This is a genomic window from Celerinatantimonas diazotrophica (assembly GCF_004339545.1).
In the GTDB taxonomy this organism is placed as follows: Bacteria; Pseudomonadota; Gammaproteobacteria; order Enterobacterales; family Celerinatantimonadaceae; genus Celerinatantimonas; species Celerinatantimonas diazotrophica.
Genome location: NZ_SMGD01000019.1, coordinates 1 through 26,123 on the forward strand (window position 1 = coordinate 1; position 26,123 = coordinate 26,123).

Sequence of the window (26,123 nt, forward strand, 5' to 3'; positions counted from 1 at the left end):
AGTCACTAACAGTCGATGATTAAATCATTTTGCAAATCATCTTCTGTGAGTGCCCACACAGATTGCTTGATAGATTGTTAAAGAACGTTGCTTCATCAGCACTTTGCCGTTGAAGCGGATGCGCATCTTACGCATCAGCGGAAAGTCTGTCAACGATTATTTTCGTTTTTTGCTTTCCGTTTCAACCGCGATAAACCCGGCTGAAACCCTGAAAGAGCAACCGTTGAAGCGGTGTGCCGTGTCAGTGGTGGTGCATTATAGGGATACGGCAGTTTTACGCAAGCGGTTTTTGTGATTTTTCTCTACTTTTTGATTACTTGTAGAGATTTCATCCAATTTTGGACATGGAATGACGAAAACGATGGTATTTTATACAACTTCAGCCCATTTTTGGGTACGGCACACCTAGGGACTGTTGACCTTTTGTAATTAGTTTTGCAGAAATCTGAGAGGGATTTAGGCAAGGCAAACGTTGTGCCGTGTAGTTATTGGCCACAAAGAACGTTTAACGCTGGATAAATTCCTCTCAGATACTGCCCTTGGGGTTCATTTAAACGCATCCTGAACTTTGTTGCACCCTGCTTGCTTAACTCATTAAGCGACGCAGGGGGCGCCGCGTTCAAAATGCGTTTAATTTGAACAAAATTCAACCACCAAAGATCAACAGTCCCTAGTGAATCGGTAATTTTTTAAGATATGACATTCATCAAGAGATAATTAGGATTCCCTCAGGCATACCTCACCATTATGGTAAAGTATAGCCACTCTCAGTAAAGAACGAGGATAGCTATGGTTTTAAAGATATATCAGAACAAATCACCGACGTTAGCAAAGCGAGTTTATGTCGACGAAACCGCCGTGCTCGTTGGGGATATCCAACTTGAAGATGACAGTAGTATCTGGCCACAGGTCGCAGCCCGTGGTGATGTCAATCAGATTCAAATTGGTCAACGCACTAACATTCAAGATGGCAGTGTCCTGCATGTCACGCGGCATAGTGAGAAAAACCCAGCCGGCTATCCACTGTATATCGGGGATGATGTCACAGTTGGCCATCATGCCACTTTACATGGCTGTTGCATTGGGAATTGCGTATTAGTTGGAATGGGCGCTATCGTGTTAGATGGTGCGATCATTGAAGACAATGTCATGGTCGGTGCTGGTAGTTTGGTACCACCGGGCAAGCGTTTACAATCAGGCTATTTATATATGGGCAGTCCCGTCACAAGAGCCCGGGCACTCACAGACGATGAAATTAAATTTTTAAAACAATCAGCTGAAAACTATCGCATCCTAAAAGATGAATACCTCAGCGAGGCATCGGCCAAATAACACATTCACTATCTGGCCGTTGCCGTGTAAATCTACAAATTATGTAGCAATGTTAGCAAGCGTTGCCCTTCTTGTGACGTTTGCTCGTGTTGCGGGGCATTCAATCTCGGCGAATCCACTCTTGGTAAGCCCGCTAAAGCTTGCATCAGAGCCGGAGTGTTTTGCACCCGGGCCTGTTCTTTTGCATTCAAAAAGCTGACGGCTTGTTCGATACTGTGCGCATCCGCAATTTTAATTGCCGCGGTTGCATCGATAGCTTCGACATCCCCCGCCTCTCTTGACTCATAACGATCCATCAATTGCATATGGATGTTAAACCAGCTTTTATCACTGGCGATATCAATTAATGATGGCGTTTGGATAAGCTGTTGTTCGTACGTTGCCAATGCTTGCTCCATCTCTTGCCAGATAGGTGGCAACTGAGCTTCCTCGGGAATCTTTAAAATACCCCAACGTTTAATCACCTGACCTATTTTATTTGAGCCTGTCCATGATGACAGCGGCACCGCTAACACCATACCGATAATTGCTGGCGACAACCAAGCTAGAACATCGAGTGAAATTACATATGATGATATCGCCAGGATCATTCCGCCAATCACATGCCAACGATGACGATGCCACAGCTCTATCCAAGGGATACGCCCATCATCACGACGCTGCGGATTCCAACCACTATCTTGACCTAACACGATAGAGGTCACCGCCCCCGAATGGATTAGCATCATAATGGGGGCTATCAGAGCTGAAACAATCATCTCAACGATGAAGCTTATCAATACTTTTAAGAAGCCTCCTGCTTCGCTGCGACTTTTTTTATCCCAGAGAAACGAAATGAGCCCCAGTACTTTCGGACCAAATAAGATCCCCATCGTCACGACAAATAACCGTAAGGCTCGTTCAGGATCCATCAGCGGCCAAGTGGGAAACAACGAATATCCTTGCGGAAAGTATTCAGGGCGCACAAACTGATATTGCAGTGCTAACAAAAGGCCTGAAATAATTAGCATTAGCCATAGTGGAGAAGACAGATAGGACATAATTCCAGTCATGATGTGCATACGACTGACCCAATGCAGACGTTTGCCACCGATCACCCGAGAATGCTGCAGATTCCCCTGACACCAACGTCGGTCACGTACGGCTAGATCAATAATCGACGGCGGTGATTCTTCATATGATTCATTCAGATCATCTGCAATCTCAACACTCCAGCCGCTACGACGTAACAACGCCGCTTCGACAAAGTCATGGCTTAAAATATGGCCACCAAATGGTGGCTTACCTGGCAATTTAGGTAACCCCGCAGATTGCATAAATGCCTTGGTCCGAATAATTGCGTTATGCCCCCAGAAGTTGCCCTCTTTTTGCGTCCACCAAGACAATCCAGACCCGACAATCGGCCCATACACGCGTCCAGCAAACTGCTGCAAGCGAGCCACAAGCGTCGTCCCATTAATTAAACGAGGAATCGTCTGTAGCAGACCCAAGTCAGGATTTTGCTGCATCCGCCGCGCCATTTCGACCATCACGCGGCCACTCATTAGACTATCTGCATCGAGCACTAAAAGATGATCATATAAACTTCCCCAGCGCACGCAGAAATCCTCAACATTCCCCGACTTACGGGCAATATTTTGGCGGCGGCGACGATAATAAATATTGACTTTATCGCCGATATTCTCTCGCATCAGCATCACGGCCTGTTCTTCTTTACGAGCCATATCCGCATCTGTCGTGTCACTGATAATGCACCAGTCAAAATGCCCTTGCCCACCGGCTTCAACAACTTGTCTGGCCATTGCCTCAAGACCGGCAAATAGTCGAGCCGGATCTTCATTATAGGTTGGCATTAGTACTGCTGTACGAGTCGTTATAGGCTCATCAGACCACTGCACTTCTTTATTGGAGCGGGCCAGCACCGAAAAAAATCCAGCAATGGCACCAGTAAACGCCACCGTAATCCAACAGAAGGTCAGTGCGAATAAAATCAGAACCATATATTCCAGCGGAGTTAAACCGCCAATTCCTAATACAGCCCGCATTTCATTAATGGCTAAAGCAGAGATTACTAATGCCCCACCCAGTACCAATATGCGCCGCCAAGACAATGAACGCACCGCACTGCGATTGATCGGTTGGCGAACTTGAGCAGCACTAAAATGATGGAGATCCTGTGCTGGCATTTCGGCTCGATGCTCATTCGGCATTCCCGGCTCACATGAGTTAGGAGTTTCTTGCATCATGACCTCGATTAATTAGCAGTCCAACGATCAAGCCAAGTTTCAGCTTTACGATTATCGGAAAAAGTTAGTTCCGCCCGCAGCTCCGACGATTTTTGCCCATCCGCATCAAGGATAAATCGTACGCGATATCCCGGATTATGTGGGTTTTTCACCAGAGAAACATTTGATACTTTGCCAGCAGAAGCTGTGACATTTACGGTGGGCATCGGAGCATTTACCACAGATTTGCCTTTCGCCCCCGAGTAATCAATCACAAATATCCGTTTGTTTGCATCAGAACTCCCTGGAGCCTGACCACTGTAAGTACCACTAACGATATAGGTTGTATTACTGGGCGGATGTGGTGACTGTCCCCAATGCAAGCGATACGAAAAGTCATATTCACTGCCTGCTTTTAGCGGATCTTTAGGCTGCCAATATGCGACGATATTGTTATGGATTTCACTATCCGATGGGATTTCAATGAGTGTCACGCTACCTTTGCCCCAGTTACCAATAGGCTCAACCCAAAGGCTAGGACGGTCCTGAAAATTGGCTTTTAGATCCTGATAATCAGAAAACTTGCGATCACGTTGCATCAAACCAAAGCCAATCGGAGCTTCGTCAACAAAACTACTCATCTGCAAGGTTTTGGGATTATTCAAAGGACGCCAGAGACGTTCACCTTTACCATTCACCATTAACAGTCCGTCAGAATTGTGCACTTCAGGACGATAATCATCGATATTCTGGCGATCATTGGTTGAGAACATATACATACTGTTCATCGGTGCCAATCCAACTTTTCGAATGTCCTTACGTGGAAACAGCGAAGCCTCGACATCCACTACCGTGTCATCATTGGGTCGAATCGTAAAACGATAGGCACCGGTTACACTCGGACTATCAAGCAATGCATTCACGACGATGCTATTGCTGCTGGCACTAGGTTTTTCTACCCAGAAAGCCCGAAAAACTGGGATCTCTTCACCCTTCGGATCGGCTGTATCAATCGCTAAACCACGAGCAGATGCCCCCCAGCTTTCACCTTTACCAATTGCCTTAAAATAGCTAGCGCCTTGAAACTGCATCACTTTGTTATAAGTTTCAGGCTGATTGAGATGGTAATACAAACTTAAGCCAGAAAAACCAATATCTTGTTCAGGCAATGGCAACGCCTGACCCGCGGTATTGGTAAAATATTTAGGTGAAAAAGCAATATGCTGCGCTTGATCACCATCAACCTTCGCAATCTCAACCGGCATCTTAAAATAAGAGCCGCGCATCAACAGTTGCATTTTAAATGGTAAATTATCTTTGCCCCAGATCGCCTGAGCCGGTTGGAAAAGAATATTTTGATAATCTGCCAATGACATATCGACAAGTTTTTTCGGCAGCGGTTCTCGCGGTGCCTGATAAGGCGAGTGCGACAGTTTTTTTGCTATCTGGATAACTTGATTGCGGTCATATGGACCACTTTTGGTATATTGAACATAAGGCTGAGGAGGTTGGTCCCCATTCATCGTATCATCAGCATATGCATAACTGGCGGTCACTGAAACCAGTGAAAAGGCAACAACAATTTGCTGTGTTTTCTGCCACAAGTTACCCATCTGGTGCTTCTGAGTTTTCTTCATGAAATCTACCTTTACTGGTACGTTATTTAAACGCTAATTAGGGAATCATCTTGTTATTTTGTCGCTCCCCTATGACATCGGGATCTCTCTATTGTTTATTTATTCATCATTTTCATGAAATAGTCGCTAATACTTTTATTAAGAGTCTTTAGCTCAAAATAAACAACAAGATAAAAACATGACGACTAATATAATTGAGCTTATTAAAAAAGAACATCCATAAATATAGATATCGATTTCCCCATAGAGTAGTTATTATCCCATTCAAATCGATTACATTGATTAAGTACGCAGGTTTCGACGTAATTCGTTAATAACAGAACGAGTTCCAGGGCGTAAACCACGCCAGATGGCAAAACTTTCAGCCGCTTGAGAGACTAACATTCCCACACCATCAAGCACTTGCCGGGCCCCCAGATTTTTAGCCCATTGATTAAAAGGCGTCAATCCAGACATATACATCATGTCATAACAACAAATTTTATGATGAATGAGCGCATCTGGCAGCGCCAATGCATGACCACTCAGACTGGCTGAGGTAGCATTAATAATTAAATCAAATGACTCATCCAGCGCTTCAATTAATGAATAATCCACATGACCATAATCGCTAAACTGGTCTGCAAGCGCCTTGGCTTTAGCTGGCGTGCGATTACAAATAACGACTTGGGCGGGATTGGCTTTTAGTAACGGGCCTAATACACCACGGGCAGCGCCGCCTGCGCCCACCAGCAAAATTTTCTGATTTTCAAGTCCGCCAAACTCGAGTTTTAAATCCGCGAGCAACCCTGCTCCATCGGTATTATCACCTAAGATAATACCGTCATCGGTGACCTTCAGGGTATTAACGGCCTGAGCCAACTTGGCCCGCTCAGTCAGTTGCTGCGCATAATGATAAGCTTCTTGCTTAAACGGTACGGTCACATTGCAACCGCGTAATCCATTTGCAAATAACACATTGATCCCTTCTACGAAACGATCTTCAGGAAGGTCAAGTGCTTCGTAAGTCATCTGCTGAAAGGTTTGACGGGCAAAAAGGGTGTGAATAAACGGAGATTTGGAATGACTAACCGGATGACCGATCACTGCATAACGATCCACAATACGCCTCAGGTTGAAAATAAGTAAATAATCATCACACCTTAGCGATTTTTCACGGTAATTTCGAGGAGCAATTACAATACAGTGGCTAATGCCACTGTATTTATCATATTAATCTTCCAGAGCAACATCATCATCATCATTGCTTACATAGTCATCATTGCCGGCTATTACTTTCGGCGATCCAACCAGAGCATGAAAACGACGACGCCCAGTACGTTGTTTAAATTTAAGCCAAGTTTTTTCCTCGAGCGATTCAGCGGTTTGTTCACCACGACAAACAGCGACAAAATGTTGCTCAACCACATCATTCGGCTGACGAATTTGTTCATCAAGCTCTTTAAATGCGTGGCCAAAGCTTTCTAACACCTGCGCTTCTTTAATCGTAAAAACCCCAGAGCGTGAAAACCCTCTTGGAAAATGCTTGTCGTCATAAAAACGACGATTCGTTGCAAAAGATCCACTCATCACTAGCTTCATCTCTTCTAAAACGATGCATAGCATCACAACTAACTTTCACAGTGAGTAAATAATCTAAAGTAAGTAAACATGCAAGCAAAAATGATGAATTTTTTGTTTAAATCAATCTTGGTTCTCATTCATCTAACCAATTGCGAGGCTTGAGATATTCGCCAAGCCTAGACTCATCTGAATTAGCCTGAGGCTGATACCCATATTGCCAGCGAACCAAAGGTGGCATGGACATCAAAATCGATTCCGTTCGTCCCCCACTTTGCAAGCCAAACAAAGTACCGCGATCGTAAACTAAATTAAACTCCACATAACGGCCACGACGATATAATTGGAAGTCTCTTTGTGCCTGCTCGTATGGATGCGCCATACGTCGTTTGACGATCGGTAAATAACCATCTAAAAATCCCTGCCCTACCGCTTTAAGGTAGGCAAAACAACTGGCAAAATCAGGGCTATTTAGATCATCAAAAAATAATCCACCAACACCGCGCGCCTCATGTCGATGAGGCAGATAAAAATACTCATCACACCACTTCTTATGCTCACGATAACGTTCTTCACCAAATGGCACACACAGATCATGGGCGACCTGATGCCAGTGGCGAATATCTTCGTCAAATGGATAAAACGGTGTTAAATCAAATCCCCCACCAAACCACCAGATAGGCTCCTGCCCCGGCTTATCCGCCACAAAAAAGCGAACATTAGCATGGCTGGTTGGCACATATGGATTAAGCGGATGTGCGACCACAGAGACCCCCATCGCCTCAAACTTGCATCCGCTTAGCTCAGGACGATTGGCACTCGCTGAGGGTGGCAGCGTATCACCTTGCACATGCGAGAAATTCACACCCGCCTGCTCGAAAACTTGGTTGTTTAGAATCCGACTCTCACCGCCGCCTTTTAACCCTCGTTCACTCGGATCTTTGCTCCAAGAATCAATGGCGAACGGCTTGTTATCAAATGCAGCAAACGCCTTACAAATCTCATCTTGTAGTGTGTTTAAATACTCAAATACTTGCTCTCGATTAACCGTGACCATCAATGACTCTCTTTTTTATTCACGAAAGATCTGACCACTGCGGCCATCTATAATCTTACTCGGTTTTTTACGTCCACCCGTTTGCCCCTGCAAAATAGTATCAAGTTGGTTCCCTAGCTGGGCAACGACCTCTTCGTAGCAAAGAGCAGCAGGCTGACCCGATAGATTCGCACTGGTTGAAATAAGTGGCTTGCCAAAGGCCTGACACAGATCGATCACTTGAGAATGATCGGTGACACGCACGGCAACGGTATCAAATTGGCCACTGACCCAATCACTTGTTTTTTTCGATGTCGGCAACACCCAGGTCACAGCCCCCGGCCAGCTTGCAAAAATCTGCTGACGACGCGACTCGCTTAATGAGTGTATATCAACGTATGGGGCGAGCTGTTCAAAACTACCGGCAATCAAGATCAGTCCCTTTTCTTTAGCGCGCTGTTTAATCGTCAATAATTGTTGAATCGCCTGAGGATTATCCGGATCGCAACCTAAACCAAAAACACCCTCCGTCGGATAGGCAATCACCTCTCCGCGTTTTAGCGCACTGACCGCTTGATCAAGATTACTCAACGTTATTTCCTCATTGTTACGCATAACTCAAAATTGGCACAGCCAAACCTTTCAGCAAAAAAGATAAAAATCACAAACTGATTAACATCTCTCAACGTCGCGACCATACGCGATTAATTCCCGATGTGACAGTCTTGCTATGGACCGCTCACTTCAGATTAGGCACAGCGCATTATTTTGCACGCGATAGCAAATGTGAACAAGTCTGCACAGGTGGACATTTGTGTATATAATGCCAATCGTTTCGATATAAGCAGCAAACTCATAGGAGTCGGAAATGAAAGTCGGAATTATTATGGGCTCTAAGTCCGACTGGCCAACCATGTTGCATGCCGCCACCATGTTGGACCAGTTTAACATCGCATATGAAACCAAAGTCGTCTCGGCTCATCGCACCCCCCAATTGTTAGCCGACTACGCACAAAGCGCCAACGAGCGTGGCATTAAAGTGATTATTGCCGGGGCCGGCGGAGCCGCACATTTGCCCGGAATGTGTGCCGCCTTTACTTCGCTCCCCGTTTTAGGGGTTCCGGTTAAATCACGAGCACTCAAAGGGATGGATTCGCTGTTATCCATTGTGCAAATGCCTAAAGGTGTGGCCGTTGGAACCTTAGCTATCGGCGATTCAGGCGCTGCCAATGCCGGGCTGTTAGCCGCGCAAATCTTGGCAACAAGCGATCCTGAACTCATGAAAAAGATTGATGCATTCCGCCAAGAGCAGACGGAGCAAGTTCTTTCTCATCCCGACCCAAGCGAGGAGTAACGATGCAGATTTTAGTGTTAGGGGCCGGTCAGCTCGCGCGCATGATGGCACTGGATGGATTACCCCTTAACCTTGAGCTCAGAGCTTTTGATGTGGGCCCAGGCAAAGTTGTTCATCCACTCTCAGGCGATAGCTATGAGCAGTCGCTGAGCCAAGCAATTGACTGGGCGGATGTTATCACTAGCGAGTTTGAACACATCCCCTACGATGTTCTCGAAACCTGTGAGAAAAGCGGCAAAATGTATCCCGACGCCCGAGCCATTAAGGCCGGCGGGGATCGCTGTCAAGAAAAACAGCTGCTCGATGAAGCAAATGTTGCCAATGCTCCCCATGTCATTATCACCGATCGGGCTAGTTTTGAACAAGCATTGAGCAAACTGGCCACACCAATGGTCTTAAAAAGCGCACGCGCGGGTTATGATGGCAAAGGCCAGTGGCGATTAAAATCAATGGAGGATGCTCAAGCACTCTGGCAGGAACTTGCAGCATTTTTAGAAGCGAATCCGCACCAAGCCATTGTCGGCGAAAAAATGATCCCATTTGATCGCGAAGTCTCATTAGTTGGTGCGCGTACCCATGATGGCTCAATCAAAGTCTATCCATTAGCGGTCAACCATCATTATCAAGGGGTGCTCAACTTATCCATTGTAGATGGCAAGCAAAGTGAGGCCCTAGAGGCACAGGCGCAGCAAATATTCGAAGCCATCGCCAACACGCTCAATTACGTGGGTGTATTAGCCATTGAATTATTTGTTGTCGGTGAAAAACTGCTGGTGAATGAAATTGCCCCCCGTGTGCATAATTCTGGGCACTGGAGCCAACAAGGGGCATTCGTCAGCCAGTTTGATAACCATCTTCGTGCGGTAGCGAACCTGCCACTGGGTGACACACAGCTTAGAACGCCCACCGCCATGATCAATATCTTAGGTCAAGATGAAGTCGCACCGGATATCTACTCAATGCCAGGCACTCGGGTACATTGGTATGGTAAATCCAAACGGCCAGGTCGAAAAATGGGCCATATCAACGTTACCGCCCAAGATGCTGCACAGTTGATCGAACAACTTAACGTCACGGCCAAATGGTTACCTCGGGAGCAATACCCCGGATTACATGAGTATCTAGAGAACTCTTAAATATGCTCACCGGAGTCATCTTCAGGCTCCGGTTGCAATTTCCCACATTTTTTACTGGCGCAATACAAACGCTCATGTCCGCCTTTCGAGCGTTTGACTAACAACTCAAACTGACAAAACTGACAGTTCCCTATCACGGGTTGGTAGTTCACTGCAAATTTGCACTTGGGATAACAGTTACAGGCATAAAACGTCTTACCAAAGCGCGATTGACGACGCACGATTTTGCCTTCATGGCAACTGGGACAAAGGATGTCCGCTTCGCTTGGTTGCGCATTGAGCGGCTCAATATGGCTACATTCAGGAAACCCGCTACAGCCAACGAATAACCCATAACGGCCACTACGCAACACCAATTCCCGGCCACACTCAGGGCACTCAGTGCCGGGTAAAGGCTTTTCAATTTTAGTACTTTCATCATGCAAAGCACGGGTATAATCACATTCAGGATAACGGCTACAACCAATAAAAGAGCCGTTTTTGCGATGCTGATACACAAGTGGCGCACCACATTTTGGGCAAGGCTCATCAGGGCCTTCCAGCGCATGTTTGTGCGCAGAAAACAGTTTTGGGTCTATCTTAGCCATAAATCTCTTAACATTAATCTGTCAATGATGACGAGTGAGAGCCATCATAACAGATCTCTGTTAATGCAAAATGCCATCACCCACTTCGAAAATCAGTTCTTCCATTTGCTGATAAGCTGACTCACTGCCAGGAACGTTAAACAGCACCATCAAAATAATCCACTTGAGATCTTCAAGTTCAATTTCAGGGCTATCCAATTCCATTACCCGGTCAATGACCATCTCGCGAGTTTCTGCTGTCAACACTTTAATCTGTTCTAAGAACATTAAAAAACCGCGACATTCTACATCTAACTTCGCCATTTCTGGGGCAGTAAAGATACGAATTGCGGGTGTTGCAGACGGATTCAGATACGGATGAGTATCACTTTCCTGAAGTGCAGCAAGCTGCTCCAGCCAATCTAAAGCTTTATAGATTTCTTCTTTTCGAAAACCTGCACGAGTAAGCTCATCGGTAAGCTCATCATGATCCATTAACAACTCAACATCGCTATGGATGTAGGTTTCGAAAAGATACATGAGGATATCAAACATCACGGGTTCCTCCTCAATCGGACATAACCGCCGGGTACAACAGCAATAAAACCAGACATTTCCAGTTCAATCAGTTCTCCGACGACTTGTTCTACGGGCAGTAAGCTGCGCTCGACAATTTGATCAATTGATGTCGTCTCATAACCTACGTTATCCAACAATCCACCCGTTGGCAATTGTTGTTGGCAACTATTATCTGATGGTAATGCCGTTTTGTCCAAAATATCTGGTGAAATCGGAATCACCTCTTCTAAGATATCGGCTGCTGACGTGATGAGTTTAGCCCCATCTTGAATTAATCGATGAGGCCCCTCAGTTAAAGGGTTGTCTATATTTCCAGGAATAGCAAATAGTTCGCGATTTTGTTCCAGCGCATAATGGGCAGTAATCAGAGAGCCACTTTTAAGTGCCGCTTCAGAGACCACAACGCCGACACTTAAAGCACTAATCACCCGATTACGCCGTGGAAAGTGCTGCGCATTGGCAGCAGTTCCCGGGAAAAACTCACTCACCAGCGCCCCGGCCTCACTAATTTGTTGTGCCAGATGGCGATGCCGGGCCGGATATATACGATCACATCCGGTCCCCATCACAGCAATCGTGCGTCCTTTCTCAAGGGCCCCCTGATGGGCTGCGCCATCAATTCCCAAGGCCAAGCCACTGGTAATCACTATCCCACATTCCGCCAACTGAGCAGCGATGTGGCTCACTTGTTGTTTGGCAACCACGCCGGCCTGTCGACTCCCAACAATGGCAATTTGGAGCTGGCAAAGACAGTCAACTGAACCAACCACAAATAAAACAGGGGGCGGTGCTACTATCTGTTTTAAACGCATCGGATAAGTCGAATCGGCAAGCGTCACAATATGATGGTTGCACGAGGCCTGTTGCCAGCGACGAGCTTTCTCAAGCTCCAAGCAGCCCACTAAATAGGCTTGAATTTGCCGACTGTTAAAACCATATTTGCCAAGTCTCTCGCTATCCAGCTGGTCAAGATCATCCATATCGAGATGACTAAGTAATTTAGATAGTTTCTTCGGACCGATTCCAGGCACCGCACTCAGGCGCAAAATAACATCCGAACTATTTGAATCATTCATACTTATTTTTAATTGATTTATTTGTCAATTATTGTACACAACCCCATGCCAATGGCGAAACATCGCTGTGACCAATGAGACAGATTGATAAAAGCAATGCCCCAATCATTGGGTAAAGCTGTTTTTTACCAGCAGATATGACTAAAATAGCCGGATATATGAGCCCGAACATGAACAAAGTTAAGAAGGTGACCTGTTCCAATGGCAGTTCTGAATGTATTACGTTTTCCCGATGAGCGACTACGCACCATCGCTAAGCCGGTCGTTGAAGTGACCCCGAAAATCCAACAAATCGTTGATGATATGTTTGACACAATGTATGCCGAAGACGGTGTCGGTCTGGCGGCAACCCAAGTTGATATTCACCAACAGATTATTGTGATGGATTGTTCTGAAACCCGGGATCAACGCATTGTCCTGATTAATCCAGAGCTCATTGAACGCTCACCAACCTGCGCAATGAATGAGGAAGGCTGTCTGAGTGTTCCTGAATATCGCGCTGAAGTTGAACGCTCAACCGAAGTCACTGTGAAAGCCTTAGACCGTGATGGGAATTCGTTCCAAATAGATGCAACAGGTTTATTAGCGATCTGTATTCAACATGAAATGGATCACCTTAAAGGAAAGCTATTCGTCGATTATCTTTCACCGCTGAAACGTCAACGCGTGAAACAGAAAATGGAAAAACTAGCTAAACGCGAAGCTCGCTCACGAGACTAAATGGAATTTGCAGGAGTTTAGTTTGAAGCCATTACGCATTGTTTTTGCCGGAACCCCAGATTTCGCGGCACGTCATCTTAGAGCACTGCTAGATAGCCCACACGAGGTTATAGCGGTGTATACGCAACCCGATCGCCCGGCAGGCCGCGGGAAAAAATTAACGGCCAGTGCTGTCAAGCAACTGGCCCAAGAACATCAATTGGACATTTACCAGCCACAATCACTGCGCGATGAACAGGCCCAACAGCAACTGCACCAGTTAAATGCCGATCTCATGGTCGTTGTGGCGTATGGGGTGATTTTACCCAAAGCAGTCTTAGATACGCCCAAATATGGGTGCATTAACGTTCATGGTTCACTCTTGCCGCGTTGGCGAGGAGCAGCGCCTATCCAACGCGCAATCTGGGCGGGAGATCCTCAAACGGGGGTCACGATTATGCAGATGGATGAGGGACTCGATACAGGAGATATGCTCCACCAAGCAAATCTTGAAATTGAAGCCTCAGACACCAGCGCTTCGCTCTATGAAAAATTGGCCCAAATCGGCCCGCAGGCACTGTTGGAAGCTCTGGATAAGTTAACGGCTGCAGAACTCGTTCCGCAGCCTCAGGATGAGTCACAAAGCAGCTATGCCAAGAAGCTATCTAAAGCCGAAGCACAAATTAACTGGCAAGACAGTGCGATTGCTATTGAACGCTGCACCCGGGCATTTAATCCTTGGCCAATGAGTTATTTTCATCACCATGACATCGATATAAAAGTGCACAAAGCCAGCGTCGTGCCACTTGATAAAGACGTCGCCCCGGGCACGATTGTCGCGGCGGATAAAAACGGCATCGTCGTTGCTACCCAAGAGCAAGCTCTCAAATTAGAAGTCTTGCAACTGCCAGGGAAAAAAGCATTGGGAGTCATTGACCTGTTAAATGCTCGCAAAGACTGGTTTACCGTAGGCAGCCAGTTGGAATTATTATCATGAAGCCACTTTGTGCGCGGTCTCTGGCCGCGACGATTAGCTACCAAGTGATCGAAAAAAATCAATCTTTGAGCACCCAACTGGATCAACAGCTGATTCGCTGTCCCGCCAAAGATCGCCCCCTGGTGCAGGAACTTTGTTATGGCGTGATCCGGTTATTGCCGCGGTTAGATTATTGGACTCGACAGCTGATGGACAAGCCACTGAAAGGCAAATATCGCTGTGCCCATTTTCTAATTTTGGTCGGTCTTTACCAGTTATTTTACACACGCATTCCCCCTCATGCAGCGGTCAGTGAAACCGTTCAGGCCAGTCGAGAACTTAAACTCAGTAATTTTAGTAAACTCATCAACGGAGTCTTGCGCTCAGCCGTGCGAAAACGTGATGAGTTAATGGATGCCATTAGCAACATCCCTAGCTTGCAATTCTGCCACCCTAAATGGCTGAGCCAAGCGATTGAAAGTGCCTATCCAGATCATTGGCAAGCGATCTTGTCGGCTAATAATGAACGGGCACCAATGTGGCTGCGGGTGAACCAACGCCACCAAAGTACGACCGACTATCTTGCTCGTTTAAACGACGAGCAACTCAAGGCCTATCCCAGCTCTTTAGCGGTTGATGCTTTACGCCTAGAACAGCCTGTGAACGTGCACAAATTACCCGGTTTTGAGCAAGGTGATGTTTCAGTACAAGATGGTGCTGCGCAAATGGCCGCCCGCTTACTGGACCCTCAACCCGGCGAGAAAATCTTAGATGCGTGTGCCGCCCCTGGGGGGAAAACGGGGCACCTGTTAGAAATCGCGGAACATCTCGATGTCATGGCCATCGATGTGGATCAACAGCGCCTTTCGCGCGTGCAGGAGAACCTCACTCGTCTGCAATTAAAAGCGAATTTAAAAGTTGCGGATGCCACTGAACCGCAGCACTGGAGTAATGGCCCTTATGACCGCATTTTATTAGACGCTCCTTGTTCAGCAACTGGGGTCATCCGTCGACACCCGGATATTAAATGGCTACGTCGCCACGATGATATTGCCACACTGGCAAAATTACAGCGCAGCATTCTTAATGCTCTGTGGCAGGAACTAAAACCTGGTGGAACTTTGTTATATGCAACCTGTTCAATTCTTCCAGATGAAAACCGCTCACAAATTGCTAACTTTTTAGCCCAACAGCAAGATGCAGAACTTATTGCAATCAACGATATGGACACCCAAGAGCAACCCGGTTGGCAAATTTTACCTGGCGAGCAACACATGGATGGATTCTATTATGCGCGGTTATATAAAAGGTGCTGAGCTTGTCAATCGAGCCACAGCAGTCCAAACTATGCCTAGTTACAGGCTAACCACCTTGTTAAATCTATGAAAATTATTATTCTTGGGGCTGGCCAAGTTGGCGGCACCTTAGCTGAAAATTTAGTAGGCGAGAAGTCTGATATTACCGTGGTCGATACCGATAATGAGCGACTACGGGATCTGCAAGACAAATTTGATCTGCGGGTCGTACAAGGCTATGCCTCAAATCCAGACGTATTGCGCGAAGCAGGCGCCCATGATGCAGATATGCTAGTTGCAGTCACCAACAGTGACGAAACAAACATGATCGCCTGTCAGATTGCTTATACGCTATTTAACACCCCAAACAAAGTCGCTCGCATCCGCTCTCAGGCCATTTTAGCCGAACGAGAGAAACTGTTCCGCCCAGAAGCGATCCCGCTGGATCACCTAATAGCCCCAGAAAAATTAGTCACTGATTATATCAGTAGCCTGATTGATTACCCTGGCGCACTGCAAGTGATGAACTTTGCCAATGGCCAAGTTGGATTGGTTGCGGTAAAAGCCTATTACGGCGGGCCACTTGTTGGCAATGCACTATCGGTATTACGTGATCATATACCCAATACTGAAACGCGGGTTGCTGCTATTTTCCGCCGCGACCATGCCATTCGCCCTCAAGGGACAACCGTGATCGAAGCGGACGATGAGGTCTTTTTTGTGGCGCCAAGTCTGCACATTCGCGCTGTAATGAGCGAATTACAACGCCTTGAAGAACCTTACCGGCGAATTATGATTGTCGGCGGAGGAAATATCGGTGCAGCTCTGGCGCAGCAGTTAGAAAGTCAATATAGCGTCAAGTTAATCGAACAAACCCTAGAGCGTGCCGAATACCTCTCTGAAATGCTGAATAACACCATTGTGTTCTGTGGAGATGCCTCCGATCAAGAGTTGCTCAGTGAAGAGCATATTGAACAGGTGGATGTCTTTATCGCCGTCACCAATGATGATGAAGCCAACATTATGTCAGCGATGTTGGCCAAAAAACTCGGTGCGAAAAAAGCAATGGTCTTGATTCAACGCTCCGCTTATGTCGATCTTGTGCAAGGCGGCGTAATTGATGTGGCAATCTCCCCGCAGCAAGCGACCTTATCAGCACTACTGACCCATGTGCGCAAAGGCGACATTGTGAATGTCTATTCGCTTCGTCGCGGTGCTGCGGAAGCGATTGAGGCAATCGCACATGGTGATGAACACACGTCCAAGGTCGTAGGCCGCACCATTGGTGAACTAAGTTTACCAACCGGAACCACAATTGGTGCCGTGGTTCGAGGGGAAGAAGTGATCATCGCCCATGATGACACCCGGATTGAACAAAATGACCACGTGGTTATGTTCTTAGTGGATAAAAAATACATTCCGGATGTTGAAAAGCTCTTCCAACCGAGTCCGTTCTTTCTGTGATTCTCCCGGTCAAGCTTCGCCCCATCATTTTCGTCAATGGATTAGTGCTATCTAAACTGGCACTGTTCATGTACATACCGGCGGCGGTTGCTTTTTTTACCAAAACCCCCGGGGTAGTGAACTTTATCCAAGCGATTGTGATCACCCACTTATTTTCATTTTTGTTATTACGCATAGGCAAGATGACACAATCGCGAATGAAGGCTCGTGAGATGTTCTTGCTGACCAGTTCCGTCTGGGTGATCTGTTGTGCTTTCGGCGCATTGCCCATTATGCTTCTGGGGCATACCAGTTACGTCGATGCCTATTTTGAAACTATGTCCGGGCTGACCACCACTGGCTCTACAGTATTATCTGGATTGGATAAACTACCGCCAGCATTGCTACTCTGGCGTTCATTATTGCAATGGTTAGGGGGGATTGGATTTATTGTACTGGCAGTAGCGATTCTACCTTTTTTGAACGTAGGGGGGATGCGGCTGTTCCAGACCGAATCATCTGATTGGTCAGAAAAAAGTGCCCCACGGACTAAATATGTCGCAGCTAATATTCTCGCAGTTTACAGCACTCTAAGTATTCTATGTGCAATCGGCTACCGACTGTCAGGAATGAGCTGGTTTGACGCCATAAACCACGCCATGACGACCCTATCAACAGGTGGCTATTCAACCTCAGATCAGTCAATGGCCCATTTTAGTAAGATTGCCCACTGGAATGGCATTTTATTTATGTTCTTGGGTGGGTTACCGTTTTTGTTGTTTGTACAGGCGCTCCGGCAAAAGAAACTCAGCCAGTTAACCCATGATGCACAGGTGCGCGGCTTTTTACTGATCATCCTCATCATCGGTGCGATTATGAGTACTTGGCTATGGCAACATTCCGCTTTGCATTTTACCGATGCGCTACGGATTAGCCTGTTTAACATTTTATCGATCATTACCACGACGGGGTACGGCCTGACAGACTTTAGCCAGTGGGGGCATTTCACCACCACGCTATTTATATTTCTGATGCTTATAGGAGCTTGCTCCGGTTCGACCGCTGGAGGCCTTAAGATCTTCCGTCTGCAAATTTCGGGAACACTTTTTCACAAACAAATTCGCCAATTACTCTATCCTCGAGGGATTTTTCCACAGCGCTATAATGATCGCCCCGTTTCCGATGAAATTATCCGCTCCGTAGTAGCATTCACAGTCGCTTATTTTTTAACCATTATTGTGCTATCGGCAGCACTGAGTTTTTTAGGTAGTGGCCCGATTACTGCCATCAGTGGCGCCATTACCGCTGTAGCCAATGTCGGCCCCGGAATTGGCTCGGTGATTGGTCCAAGCAGTAACTTTGCCTCGCTATCGGATATGGCAAAATGGTTCTTAAGCTTAGGGATGTTGATGGGGCGGCTCGAAATTTTAACGGTCGCAGTTCTGTTTTTCCCCGCTTACTGGCGAGACATATAATTTTAGACACCCTCACTAGCTTTCGAATAGACCTAATCTTCACACCTTAAGAACAACAGCACATGCTTACAAGCTTCAGCAACCGTCTTTAACTGACGTTTCAAGAATCGAGGGGCAGTATCTGTAGCCAATGAACGTGAACAGGAACAGATCGGGATGGCAATACGGCGCCATTTTTTCAAACGAAATGCACAAACGAAATGCAATAGGTTAGAAATTTCTTGAAAACAAAGGATTGCTCGACACTCTATAGCTGACTCAAGGCCATGGGTTCAGCCTCGTAAGCACGTGATATTCATCCGCCGGAATCCATATATCTTGCACGCACCTAAAAAATAACTCGATGCCAAAATCGAGTTATTTTCATGAATGAACCAGATAATACATCTGCTTAATGAGAGCTATAAGCAATGACTGCAATTGCAGCAAACACAACAATCGCCAAAATACCACTGATCAATCGTTGTCGATTGTTTTTTGCGCGTTTAATTGCAATAGTTCCCAAGCCAATATAAACGACTAAGAGAATAAGTTTGGCGGTCAGCCAAGATTCGACAAATGGATATTCATCAATCAGAACGCACAACCATATCCCACTGCCCAGCAGAATCGTGTCGATAATATGCGGCAAAATTTTAACGGCTTTATTTTGCAGGACAGATGAAGAGCGCAGCGCCAGCTGCCAGCGCCAAACGAAGCCAACGATACTCACAATCGCACTGGCAATATGAATATTAACTAAACTATGAAAAGTACTCATCATCAATATTTAAGATCTCATAAACTTCTTCAGGTTCTTTGATAATATCGGCCAAGGTATAGAGGTCAAGCTCGTTATAAAACAAATGGATCGCCTTGGCTAAAATAGATTTCATCCGGCACTGATGACTTAAGCAACAATGTGGCGCACTGCAGTTCATCAAAGAGTGGTGTGGTTCCACATCACGAATCAGTGTGCCCATAAGAATTTCGTTGGCTGGACGAGCCAGTTTCACTCCCCCATTTTTTCCGCGCTGGGTATGTAAATAGCCTAGCTGCCCCAAACGATGCACCACTTTCACCACATGGTTGCGAGAGAGTTCATATTTATCAGCAATCTCAGTGATTGTTGTAAGCTGCCCAGGCGATCGCGTCGACACTAAAATTAGCGACCGGATACAGTAATCAGTAAAAAGTGTCAGTTGCATCGAGGCTCCCCCTGTTCGTTTGGCTATCCCAGGCGTGAACATTCACGACCTTGTGCCACACTTTTTAATATCAGGTAAAAATAACAGAACCAATTTGAACAAGTCTGAATCTGCATCAATTTTAAATCGATATTTTCAAGACATCTTTAGCAAACCGTGATCTCAACAACAGCAAAAGTTGCTTTTTTGTTAAAAAATTAGAAGATTTTGCTGGGTTCTAAACCGCCGGGATCAAAAAAGAATTAAGTTTGAACAGAATAAATCGTTTTAACACCTCACAAGGATTGATTTATTAAATCAAATCCCCATTTAAATAGCATTAAACCAACTGAGAGCATCGTTGATTTGGCAGCCTTAACGGAGCCAAGTATACAATGACCAAACTTAGAACTCATTCACGAAAGAAGTAACACTAAGATCTTAATTATGAAAGAACAACCTTTATACCGTATCCAGTTTATTAGTAATGGTAAGCAGTACGAACTGTACGCCAAACAGGTCGGCCAGGGCAATCTGTTCGGATTTGTCGAAGTTCGTGATTTTGTGTTCAATACTAACTCATCTGTAGTAGTCGACCCTAGCGAAGAAAAACTCAAATCGGAGTTTGCCGATGTCGAGTGTTCATTTATTCCAATGCACAACGTATTACGCATCGATCAGGTCAACAAACCGGGAACGGTGAAACTAACGGATACCAGTGACAAAGTTCGGCCATTCCCCGGGCCAATCTATACGCATAAACCTGAGTAGTATCACTTGATGATTGATTGGCAAAAACTCACCATTTTATATGGTCATCCACAAAAATTAGCCTTTTGGCTGGATGAAATTGTTCAGCACAGTGACCAAGAGCTGGCATTACTTCAAAAAGCGCGCAGCCAAGGCGAGCTAAAGACGCAAGTAAGTGCCATTTTTAGCGGCATTGCCAGCTTAGTTAATTTTTCGCCACTGGCAAGCGCCTGTCAGAAATTGGCAGATGCCGAGCAGCTCGATCCCATCATCCTTGATGAACTGACTACTGAATATCAACGACTTTTGATTTTAATTCAGCAATATCAGAGCGATCACCAATCATAGCAACGACCTCGTTGGTGAAACAATGCCACTGCATTTCCAGACAGAATAGCCCAATCAACCACTAGGGACTGTTGACCTTTGGTGGTTGAGTTTTGTTCAAATTAAACGCATTTTGAACGCGGCGCCCCCTGCGTCGCTTAATGAGTTAAGCAAGCAATGGCATCGCTCTTTAATCAGAGAACTTCCACAGATAGCAACAAACCGCTTTCTGGATCGAGTAAAGGTAACGATAGCCCGACCTGGCACAACCATTCGCCTTTGACAACCAGCGAAGATTCATTCCACCAGCCCTGATTCGGTTTCATCAGGCCAGCACTGGCCGCCGGATAATCGAGCATACTGACCCGATACCACTTCTCAATATCCAGGTTAGGTAACAGAATAGGGGCCACCAGCGCATAGTCGGGCATCCTAAGCTGACACACAACCACCAACATGTCACCGTTGTACTCGACCCCATAGACCCAGCGACTCTGATCACTGCTGTCTAAATAAAAACTATTGCCATGATGCAGCAGATAGCGATGGTGCTTATGCAAGGCAATATAACGGGCAAAAGCCTGCTTTTCATCCGCCGCGGCTTTCACCGGATCAAGTTCAACCCCCATGTGCCCGGTTAAGGCAGTTAACCCGCGCAGTTGAATATCATGACTACGCCGGGTGGTGTGGCTATGATACGGCCCGATATGGGCTCCCATCACCTCTGGTGGGAAAAAAATACCCATATGTTTTTGGATACTCTGGCGCTCCAGTGCATCATTACAATCCGATGTCCAGAACCGGCAAGTTCGCTTGAGTATTTCATAATCGATCCGGCCGCCACCGGAGGCACACGACTCAATTTCAACGTCTGGATGCCGGGCAATCAATTGATCGATTAAGCGATACAAGGCCATTGTCTGACCATGAACGGCAGCCCGTCCGTTGTGAGTGGGCTGGACCAATTCCCGGTTCATATCCCATTTAAGATAACCAATCGGGTAGTCACTGAGCAGAGCATCCAGTGTTGAAAACAGATAGTTAAAACACTCAGGGATCTGCAAGTCGAGCAGATACTGATTACGCCCCGTTGGCGCCTCATAGCCTGCTGCGGCCAGTAGCCATTCAGGATGACGACGAAATAGCTCAGAATCAGGATTCACCATTTCCGGCTCCACCCACAAACCAAAAGTCATCCCCAGGCGTTGCACATGCTCGATGACCGGCATGAGCCCTTGCGGATACTTCGTTTTGTCCAGTACCCAGTCGCCCAGTGAGCTGGTATCGTCGTTACGCCCGATAAACCAGCCATCATCAATAATAAACCGCTCTACCCCAAGCGCCGCAGCCTCACTAGCCATCTGGCAGATATAATCCGGATCATGATCAAAGTAGATCCCCTCCCAAGTATTCAGATGAACTGGCCTTGGCTCGTTACGATCAAAGGGCACGATCTGCTCACGAACAAAACGATGCTGGTGAGTCCGGATGCCATTAACCCCCTGAGCGCTATAACTGGCAAACCATTCTGGAGTACTATAACTTTGCGCTGGTGCCAGCGTGATCTCCCCCGGCAGCAGTAACTCGCCAGCCTGAACAAAACGACGGCCATCACTTTTAGCCTCACAGCGCCATTGATGATTACCACTCCAGCCCAGATGAAAACTCCATACTTCACCCTGCTGCTCACTGAAATGGGCCGTTCCCACCAGACAACCGGGAAAATACTCATGTGATGTCCGGCCCCGACGGTTTTCCACGCTCCATGCGCCATGTTCAATCGTCTGCCGATGCGCTTGAAACTCGCGGCTCCAGCGGCCGTAATAGCTTTCCAAACAATTAGCCCGGGCAGGAACAGGCAAGGTCAGCGCCAGCTTTTGTAATTGGTAAGGTGTTTCTCCCAAGTTAGTCAAAGTCATCTTCTGACGTAACACATTAGAGGACGCATCTAACTGAAATTGCACCACTAACCGCAGTGCCGCAAGCGCATCTTCACAGACAATCGAGACCTGATGGGCATCGTCTTGATGCACCAAAACCGGTTCAAAACGAGGCATACTATGCTCACCATCTCGATGACCTTCAATCCCCGGAGAACCAAAGCTCCCCCGCCCTAACTCAGGGCAAAGGGTCAAGGGAACATCCTGATCCAAACGCGCATTGGCAATGGCTCGCCGTTGGCTCCCGACAAACGCAGACCACTGAGTTTCTGTGAGAGGGGCTAACCGTTTGCCCCAATGAACAATTTCAGCAACCGGCGTCAACGCGATGACTAAAGAAGCTGATGAACTATTCAGTTGTACGAACTCTTGCATGTGATCTCCTTGACGGTTAAAACTGCAGACAAACCTGATAATGGTAGTGTGAACGGTCCAGCAAGTATTCAGAATGGACACTTGGGGTCCAGGAGTCATCACCGCCAACCCCCATATGAAAACCATCCACGCGGACATAAATCGTCCCTTCTTGAGGGGTCAGCTCGATATTATGTTTCGCACTCGCTAACTGCGCTTGGCTGAAGCGACTGACCGCGAAATGGAACTCGCCCGTGATCTTCAACTCACCAATTTGTGCGTCCGTTACATCACAGCGCAAACCATTCTCGGTGGGGAAAATATATGGCGTATGCATGGCATCAATCGTGGACTGATACCGTCCAATATGGGCCGCGCACAACCGATCCGGATAGTTTTCGTGCGGTCCACGGCCAAACCAACAAACCTGCGCCGAGCGATCGATGAGCGCCAACTCCAGACCGATTCGCGGTAAAGGCACCAATCCTGGAGCACGCCGGACATCCACGTCCAATGTCACTTGGCCACTTTCCTCTACCTGATAACGCCATGTCGAATGCAGTAACACGCGAGCATCGTGCCGGTAAACGCTATCAACGACAACGTCAACGCCGCTGCGAGTCAACTGCCAATCGACATTGACACATTCGCGTTGCAGGTGGGCTAAATTGATCGCCTGCCAGCGGGCAAACCAAGAGCGGGGATCGGGCCGGTCAACCTCACTGACGCCGATATCATTATCTAATGGTGCCCGGTAAAAGTTATCTCGCAGTGGCGCTTGTAATTTTTCCTGACCATTGACTTGCCAACTGGATAATTCCCCCTGAGCTAATGAAAACAGCAATCTAAAATGATCACCTGACACCTGCAGTTCTTGTTCTGACTGGGTGATATGGGCGTGCCAGTCTGCTTTCACCGGAGCCACCGGTAGCTGTGGTAACTCGCTCGTCAGAACAAACTGCTCGCAGGCGGTCTCATGTCCAGCTTTGGCCCAAGGGGTATCCTCTGCGAGCACGACCGAAAGATTCAGATAATAAACGCTGCCGGCTTTTGCTTGAGCTAATACGCTATTTAAGCGCAGATGTTGCTTCGTTTGTGGTGCGATGGTCAGCGGTAACGAACCAGAGTCAATCAGCGAGTCTGAGTCACAAATCTGCCAGTTCAAAATCTCCTGATCATTGGCCCTAAATAGATGTTCGTTTTCCACCTCAATCGTCAAAGGTGACTCATTCAGTAGTCGGAATTGGTAGTATTGCTGAACTTTCTTGAGCTCAATAATGCTCGGATGTCCCGTTCGATCAGGAAAATTGAGCCCATTAATACAAAACTGACGGTCATTAATGGTATCACCAAAATCCCCACCATAAGCCCAGTAAGGTTGTCCCTGTTCGCTTAATTTGGTCAACCCCTGATCAACCCAATCCCAGATAAACCCACCCTGTAAACGGGGATGGTCGCGAAATGCTTGCCAGTACTTCGCCACACTTCCCAGGCTGTTGCCCATCGCATGAGCATATTCACACAAAATCAATGGACGCTGCTCATTCGGCAATCCAATCGATTTTTTAATGCCAATGCGCGGATGTACATCCGGCTGATCTAAACGTACCGCCAAATCCCAATCCACCCGGGCATACATTGGGCAGATAATATCCGTTGCAGCGGTCATTGAGCCGCCGCCTTCATATTGAACCGGACGGCTCGGGTCTCGTTGTTTCACCCATTGATACATTGCATGGTGATTACTCCCGATCCCTGATTCATTGCCCAGAGACCAGATAATCACCGAGGGGTGATTTTTATCTCGCTCAACTAAACGAGTGATCCGGCGCATATAAGCAGGTAACCACTCGCTATCATCGGATAACCGGCACATCGGAAACTGACCATGAGTTTCCAGATTCGCTTCATCAACCAAATAGATGCCATATTGATCGCACAGTTCATACCACAGCGGATGATTAGGATAATGAGCGGTGCGCACCGCATTAAAATTATGTTGTTTGAGTAGGCAGATATCCTTGAGCATAGTTTCCCGACTCATGACATGGCCCGACTCAGGATGATGCTCATGGCGATTGACGCCGCGTAGTAACACCGCTTTGCCATTCACTTTTAATAAACCGGATTCAATACAGACCGTTCGAAAACCAACCGAATAAGCTTCGCAGTCAACCAGTTGTTGCTGCGGGTCGAGCAAAGAAACAACACAACGATACAGCGTCGGCGATTCAGCGCTCCATAAATCAGGCGCCTCAACCGCAAGCACATGACTGACCCGATCTTCCCAGCCCCCTTTCTCATCAACGGCTCGGCCACCGGGGGCAGCCAACTGCTCGGCAACCAATGTCCCGCTAGCATCAAATAGCCGAACTCGCACCTGACAGGGTAAAGACTGAGCCGACAATTTGGTTTCGACTCGCAGCAGAGCATCCCGATAACAGACATCCAGCTCGGTTTTAATCGACACATCGGCAATATGATGTTGCGGCTTGCGGGTCAGAGTGACATCACGAAAAATACCACTGAGCCACCACATATCCTGATCTTCCAGATAAGAACCATCGCTCCAGCGCAACACGATTGCAGTCAGTTGATTGGTGCCATCCACCAGATAGGGCGACAAATCAAACTCAGCGGGAAGACGTGAATCCTGCGAATAACCAACCCAATGGCCGTTACACCACAGATGAAAGGCACTGTTTACACCATCAAAAGTAATAACGGTGCGGATCCCGGGTTGCTGCTTAGGTTCAACCCACTGGGTACGATATACCCCGGTTGGGTTATCTTCTGGCACATAGGGGGGATTATCAGCAAACGGATATTTCACATTAGTGTAAATCGGTCGGTCAAATCCCTGCAATTGCCAGTTCCCCGGCACCGAAATTTGTGCCCAATCCTGATCGTCAAATTCAGCTAACGTGCAATCGCTTGGGACCAATTCAGGCTTTGATGCAAAGTAAAAACGCCAGCGTCCGTTTAGTGATTGCTGGTTCGATGACAGACCACCAGCCAGCGCCTGAGTTTCATCAGGATAACCATGCACAGGTGCATGAGCGGCCAGCACATTATGATGAATGACATGCTGATTCTCCCATTCCCGCCGCGCTATCATCTGGGCTAAAGTATTCATCGCAAGGCCCCTTTTTTATCAAAAAAATATAAAAACATGACAAGCTGAGAATCAGATTGTC

The 26,123-nt window shown here is 46.9% G+C and carries 23 protein-coding genes; 10 read left to right on the top strand and 13 right to left on the bottom strand.

Annotated features, from left to right (window positions below):
• Positions 1-789 precede the first annotated feature (789 nt).
• Positions 790-1,332: a gamma carbonic anhydrase family protein gene (locus EV690_RS17440; RefSeq protein WP_131914312.1), complete on the top strand. Its 543-nt coding sequence runs from the start codon at positions 790-792 to the stop codon at positions 1,330-1,332.
• A 32-nt stretch (positions 1,333-1,364) separates the two neighbouring features.
• On the opposite strand, the gene mdoH is transcribed toward EV690_RS17440, so the two are convergent.
• The 6 genes from mdoH to EV690_RS17470 form a co-directional block, all read right to left on the bottom strand.
• Positions 1,365-3,578: a glucans biosynthesis glucosyltransferase MdoH gene (mdoH, locus tag EV690_RS17445; RefSeq protein WP_224054969.1), complete on the bottom strand. Its 2,214-nt coding sequence runs from the start codon at positions 3,576-3,578 to the stop codon at positions 1,365-1,367.
• 8 nt (positions 3,579-3,586) lie between these two features.
• Positions 3,587-5,194, bottom strand: a complete 1,608-nt coding sequence (locus EV690_RS17450) for an OpgD/OpgG family glucan biosynthesis protein (RefSeq protein ID WP_224054968.1) — start codon at positions 5,192-5,194, stop codon at positions 3,587-3,589.
• Between the two features lie 282 nt (positions 5,195-5,476).
• Entirely contained in the window at positions 5,477-6,295 is an 819-nt protein-coding gene (gene aroE, locus EV690_RS17455) for a shikimate dehydrogenase (RefSeq protein ID WP_131914313.1), read from the bottom strand.
• Positions 6,296-6,406: 111 nt separating this feature from the next.
• Positions 6,407-6,763, bottom strand: coding sequence for a MaoP family protein (locus EV690_RS17460; protein WP_131914314.1), 357 nt, complete (start codon positions 6,761-6,763; stop codon positions 6,407-6,409).
• Positions 6,764-6,890: 127 nt separating this feature from the next.
• On the bottom strand, positions 6,891-7,811 hold the full coding sequence (hemF, locus tag EV690_RS17465) for an oxygen-dependent coproporphyrinogen oxidase (protein ID WP_131914315.1): 921 nt from the start codon (positions 7,809-7,811) through the stop codon (positions 6,891-6,893).
• 15 nt (positions 7,812-7,826) lie between these two features.
• Positions 7,827-8,381: an L-threonylcarbamoyladenylate synthase gene (locus tag EV690_RS17470; protein ID WP_131914316.1), complete on the bottom strand. Its 555-nt coding sequence runs from the start codon at positions 8,379-8,381 to the stop codon at positions 7,827-7,829.
• Between the two features lie 277 nt (positions 8,382-8,658).
• On the opposite strand from EV690_RS17470, the gene purE reads away from it, so the two are divergent.
• Both purE and EV690_RS17480 read left to right on the top strand, forming a co-directional pair.
• Entirely contained in the window at positions 8,659-9,144 is a 486-nt protein-coding gene (purE, locus tag EV690_RS17475; protein WP_131914317.1) for a 5-(carboxyamino)imidazole ribonucleotide mutase, read from the top strand.
• Between the two features lie 2 nt (positions 9,145-9,146).
• Positions 9,147-10,280 (top strand): 5-(carboxyamino)imidazole ribonucleotide synthase, encoded by a 1,134-nt coding sequence (locus EV690_RS17480; RefSeq protein WP_131914318.1) that lies wholly within the window; start codon positions 9,147-9,149, stop codon positions 10,278-10,280.
• Here the strand turns inward: EV690_RS17480 and EV690_RS17485 are convergent.
• From EV690_RS17485 to dprA, 3 genes are read right to left on the bottom strand one after another with little or no spacing between them, the layout of a single operon-like run.
• Positions 10,277-10,867, bottom strand: coding sequence for a DNA topoisomerase family protein (locus EV690_RS17485; RefSeq protein WP_131914319.1), 591 nt, complete (start codon positions 10,865-10,867; stop codon positions 10,277-10,279). The two genes, EV690_RS17480 and EV690_RS17485, sit on opposite strands and share 4 nt — an antisense overlap.
• A 60-nt stretch (positions 10,868-10,927) precedes the next feature.
• Entirely contained in the window at positions 10,928-11,401 is a 474-nt protein-coding gene (locus EV690_RS17490; RefSeq protein ID WP_131914320.1) for a DUF494 family protein, read from the bottom strand.
• Positions 11,401-12,501 (bottom strand): DNA-processing protein DprA, encoded by a 1,101-nt coding sequence (gene dprA / locus EV690_RS17495; RefSeq protein WP_131914321.1) that lies wholly within the window; start codon positions 12,499-12,501, stop codon positions 11,401-11,403. Before dprA ends, EV690_RS17490 begins: the two co-directional genes overlap by 1 nt.
• Before the next feature lie 201 nt (positions 12,502-12,702).
• On the opposite strand from dprA, the gene def reads away from it, so the two are divergent.
• The 5 genes from def to EV690_RS17520 all read left to right on the top strand — a co-directional run bounded on the left by def (position 12,703) and on the right by EV690_RS17520 (position 18,389).
• Positions 12,703-13,221: a peptide deformylase gene (gene def / locus EV690_RS17500; protein ID WP_131914322.1), complete on the top strand. Its 519-nt coding sequence runs from the start codon at positions 12,703-12,705 to the stop codon at positions 13,219-13,221.
• A 22-nt stretch (positions 13,222-13,243) separates the two neighbouring features.
• The gene (fmt, locus tag EV690_RS17505) at positions 13,244-14,197 is read left to right on the top strand and encodes a methionyl-tRNA formyltransferase (RefSeq protein WP_131914323.1); all 954 of its coding nucleotides are present in this window, start codon (positions 13,244-13,246) and stop codon (positions 14,195-14,197) included.
• Positions 14,194-15,492, top strand: coding sequence for a 16S rRNA (cytosine(967)-C(5))-methyltransferase RsmB (gene rsmB / locus EV690_RS17510; protein WP_131914324.1), 1,299 nt, complete (start codon positions 14,194-14,196; stop codon positions 15,490-15,492). The genes fmt and rsmB overlap by 4 nt, the downstream gene beginning before the upstream one ends.
• A 66-nt stretch (positions 15,493-15,558) precedes the next feature.
• Positions 15,559-16,935, top strand: coding sequence for a Trk system potassium transporter TrkA (gene trkA, locus EV690_RS17515; RefSeq protein ID WP_131914325.1), 1,377 nt, complete (start codon positions 15,559-15,561; stop codon positions 16,933-16,935).
• Positions 16,935-18,389 carry a TrkH family potassium uptake protein gene (locus tag EV690_RS17520; RefSeq protein WP_224055035.1) on the top strand — a complete coding sequence of 485 codons (1,455 nt, stop codon included), beginning with the start codon at positions 16,935-16,937 and terminating at the stop codon, positions 18,387-18,389. Before trkA ends, EV690_RS17520 begins: the two co-directional genes overlap by 1 nt.
• Before the next feature lie 391 nt (positions 18,390-18,780).
• Here the strand turns inward: EV690_RS17520 and EV690_RS17525 are convergent, their stop codons facing one another.
• Both EV690_RS17525 and EV690_RS17530 read right to left on the bottom strand, forming a co-directional pair.
• Complete coding sequence (locus EV690_RS17525; RefSeq protein WP_224054967.1) at positions 18,781-19,152, bottom strand: SirB2 family protein; 372 nt, start codon at positions 19,150-19,152, stop codon at positions 18,781-18,783.
• Positions 19,133-19,576 carry an Rrf2 family transcriptional regulator gene (locus EV690_RS17530; protein ID WP_165872807.1) on the bottom strand — a complete coding sequence of 148 codons (444 nt, stop codon included), beginning with the start codon at positions 19,574-19,576 and terminating at the stop codon, positions 19,133-19,135. The genes EV690_RS17525 and EV690_RS17530 overlap by 20 nt, the downstream gene beginning before the upstream one ends.
• A gap of 423 nt (positions 19,577-19,999) precedes the next feature.
• On the opposite strand from EV690_RS17530, the gene EV690_RS17535 reads away from it, so the two are divergent.
• A complete protein-coding gene (locus tag EV690_RS17535; RefSeq protein ID WP_207907536.1) occupies positions 20,000-20,326 on the top strand; it encodes a DUF1820 family protein in 327 nt (108 codons plus the stop codon).
• A 9-nt stretch (positions 20,327-20,335) separates the two neighbouring features.
• Positions 20,336-20,653 (top strand): hypothetical protein, encoded by a 318-nt coding sequence (locus EV690_RS17540; protein ID WP_131914329.1) that lies wholly within the window; start codon positions 20,336-20,338, stop codon positions 20,651-20,653.
• 173 nt (positions 20,654-20,826) lie between these two features.
• Here EV690_RS17540 and EV690_RS17545 read toward each other — a convergent pair whose 3' ends face one another.
• Together EV690_RS17545 and EV690_RS17550 are read right to left on the bottom strand one after the other, a co-directional pair.
• Positions 20,827-22,947 carry an alpha-galactosidase gene (locus EV690_RS17545; protein ID WP_131914330.1) on the bottom strand — a complete coding sequence of 707 codons (2,121 nt, stop codon included), beginning with the start codon at positions 22,945-22,947 and terminating at the stop codon, positions 20,827-20,829.
• 16 nt (positions 22,948-22,963) lie between these two features.
• Entirely contained in the window at positions 22,964-26,062 is a 3,099-nt protein-coding gene (locus EV690_RS17550; RefSeq protein ID WP_131914331.1) for a beta-galactosidase, read from the bottom strand.
• Between the last annotated feature and the right edge of the window lie 61 nt (positions 26,063-26,123).

Coding starts and splice junctions, on each gene's coding strand:
- EV690_RS17440 (WP_131914312.1), top strand. CDS start 790: ATGGTTTTAAAGATATATCAGAACAAATCACCGACGTTAGCAAAGCGA.
- mdoH (WP_224054969.1), bottom strand. CDS start 3,578: ATGATGCAAGAAACTCCTAACTCATGTGAGCCGGGAATGCCGAATGAG.
- EV690_RS17450 (WP_224054968.1), bottom strand. CDS start 5,194: ATGAAGAAAACTCAGAAGCACCAGATGGGTAACTTGTGGCAGAAAACA.
- EV690_RS17460 (WP_131914314.1), bottom strand. CDS start 6,763: ATGAGTGGATCTTTTGCAACGAATCGTCGTTTTTATGACGACAAGCAT.
- hemF (WP_131914315.1), bottom strand. CDS start 7,811: ATGGTCACGGTTAATCGAGAGCAAGTATTTGAGTATTTAAACACACTA.
- purE (WP_131914317.1), top strand. CDS start 8,659: ATGAAAGTCGGAATTATTATGGGCTCTAAGTCCGACTGGCCAACCATG.
- EV690_RS17480 (WP_131914318.1), top strand. CDS start 9,147: ATGCAGATTTTAGTGTTAGGGGCCGGTCAGCTCGCGCGCATGATGGCA.
- EV690_RS17485 (WP_131914319.1), bottom strand. CDS start 10,867: ATGGCTAAGATAGACCCAAAACTGTTTTCTGCGCACAAACATGCGCTG.
- EV690_RS17490 (WP_131914320.1), bottom strand. CDS start 11,401: ATGTTTGATATCCTCATGTATCTTTTCGAAACCTACATCCATAGCGAT.
- dprA (WP_131914321.1), bottom strand. CDS start 12,501: ATGAATGATTCAAATAGTTCGGATGTTATTTTGCGCCTGAGTGCGGTG.
- def (WP_131914322.1), top strand. CDS start 12,703: ATGGCAGTTCTGAATGTATTACGTTTTCCCGATGAGCGACTACGCACC.
- rsmB (WP_131914324.1), top strand. CDS start 14,194: ATGAAGCCACTTTGTGCGCGGTCTCTGGCCGCGACGATTAGCTACCAA.
- trkA (WP_131914325.1), top strand. CDS start 15,559: ATGAAAATTATTATTCTTGGGGCTGGCCAAGTTGGCGGCACCTTAGCT.
- EV690_RS17525 (WP_224054967.1), bottom strand. CDS start 19,152: ATGATGAGTACTTTTCATAGTTTAGTTAATATTCATATTGCCAGTGCG.
- EV690_RS17530 (WP_165872807.1), bottom strand. CDS start 19,576: ATGCAACTGACACTTTTTACTGATTACTGTATCCGGTCGCTAATTTTA.
- EV690_RS17540 (WP_131914329.1), top strand. CDS start 20,336: ATGATTGATTGGCAAAAACTCACCATTTTATATGGTCATCCACAAAAA.
- EV690_RS17545 (WP_131914330.1), bottom strand. CDS start 22,947: ATGCAAGAGTTCGTACAACTGAATAGTTCATCAGCTTCTTTAGTCATC.
- EV690_RS17550 (WP_131914331.1), bottom strand. CDS start 26,062: ATGAATACTTTAGCCCAGATGATAGCGCGGCGGGAATGGGAGAATCAG.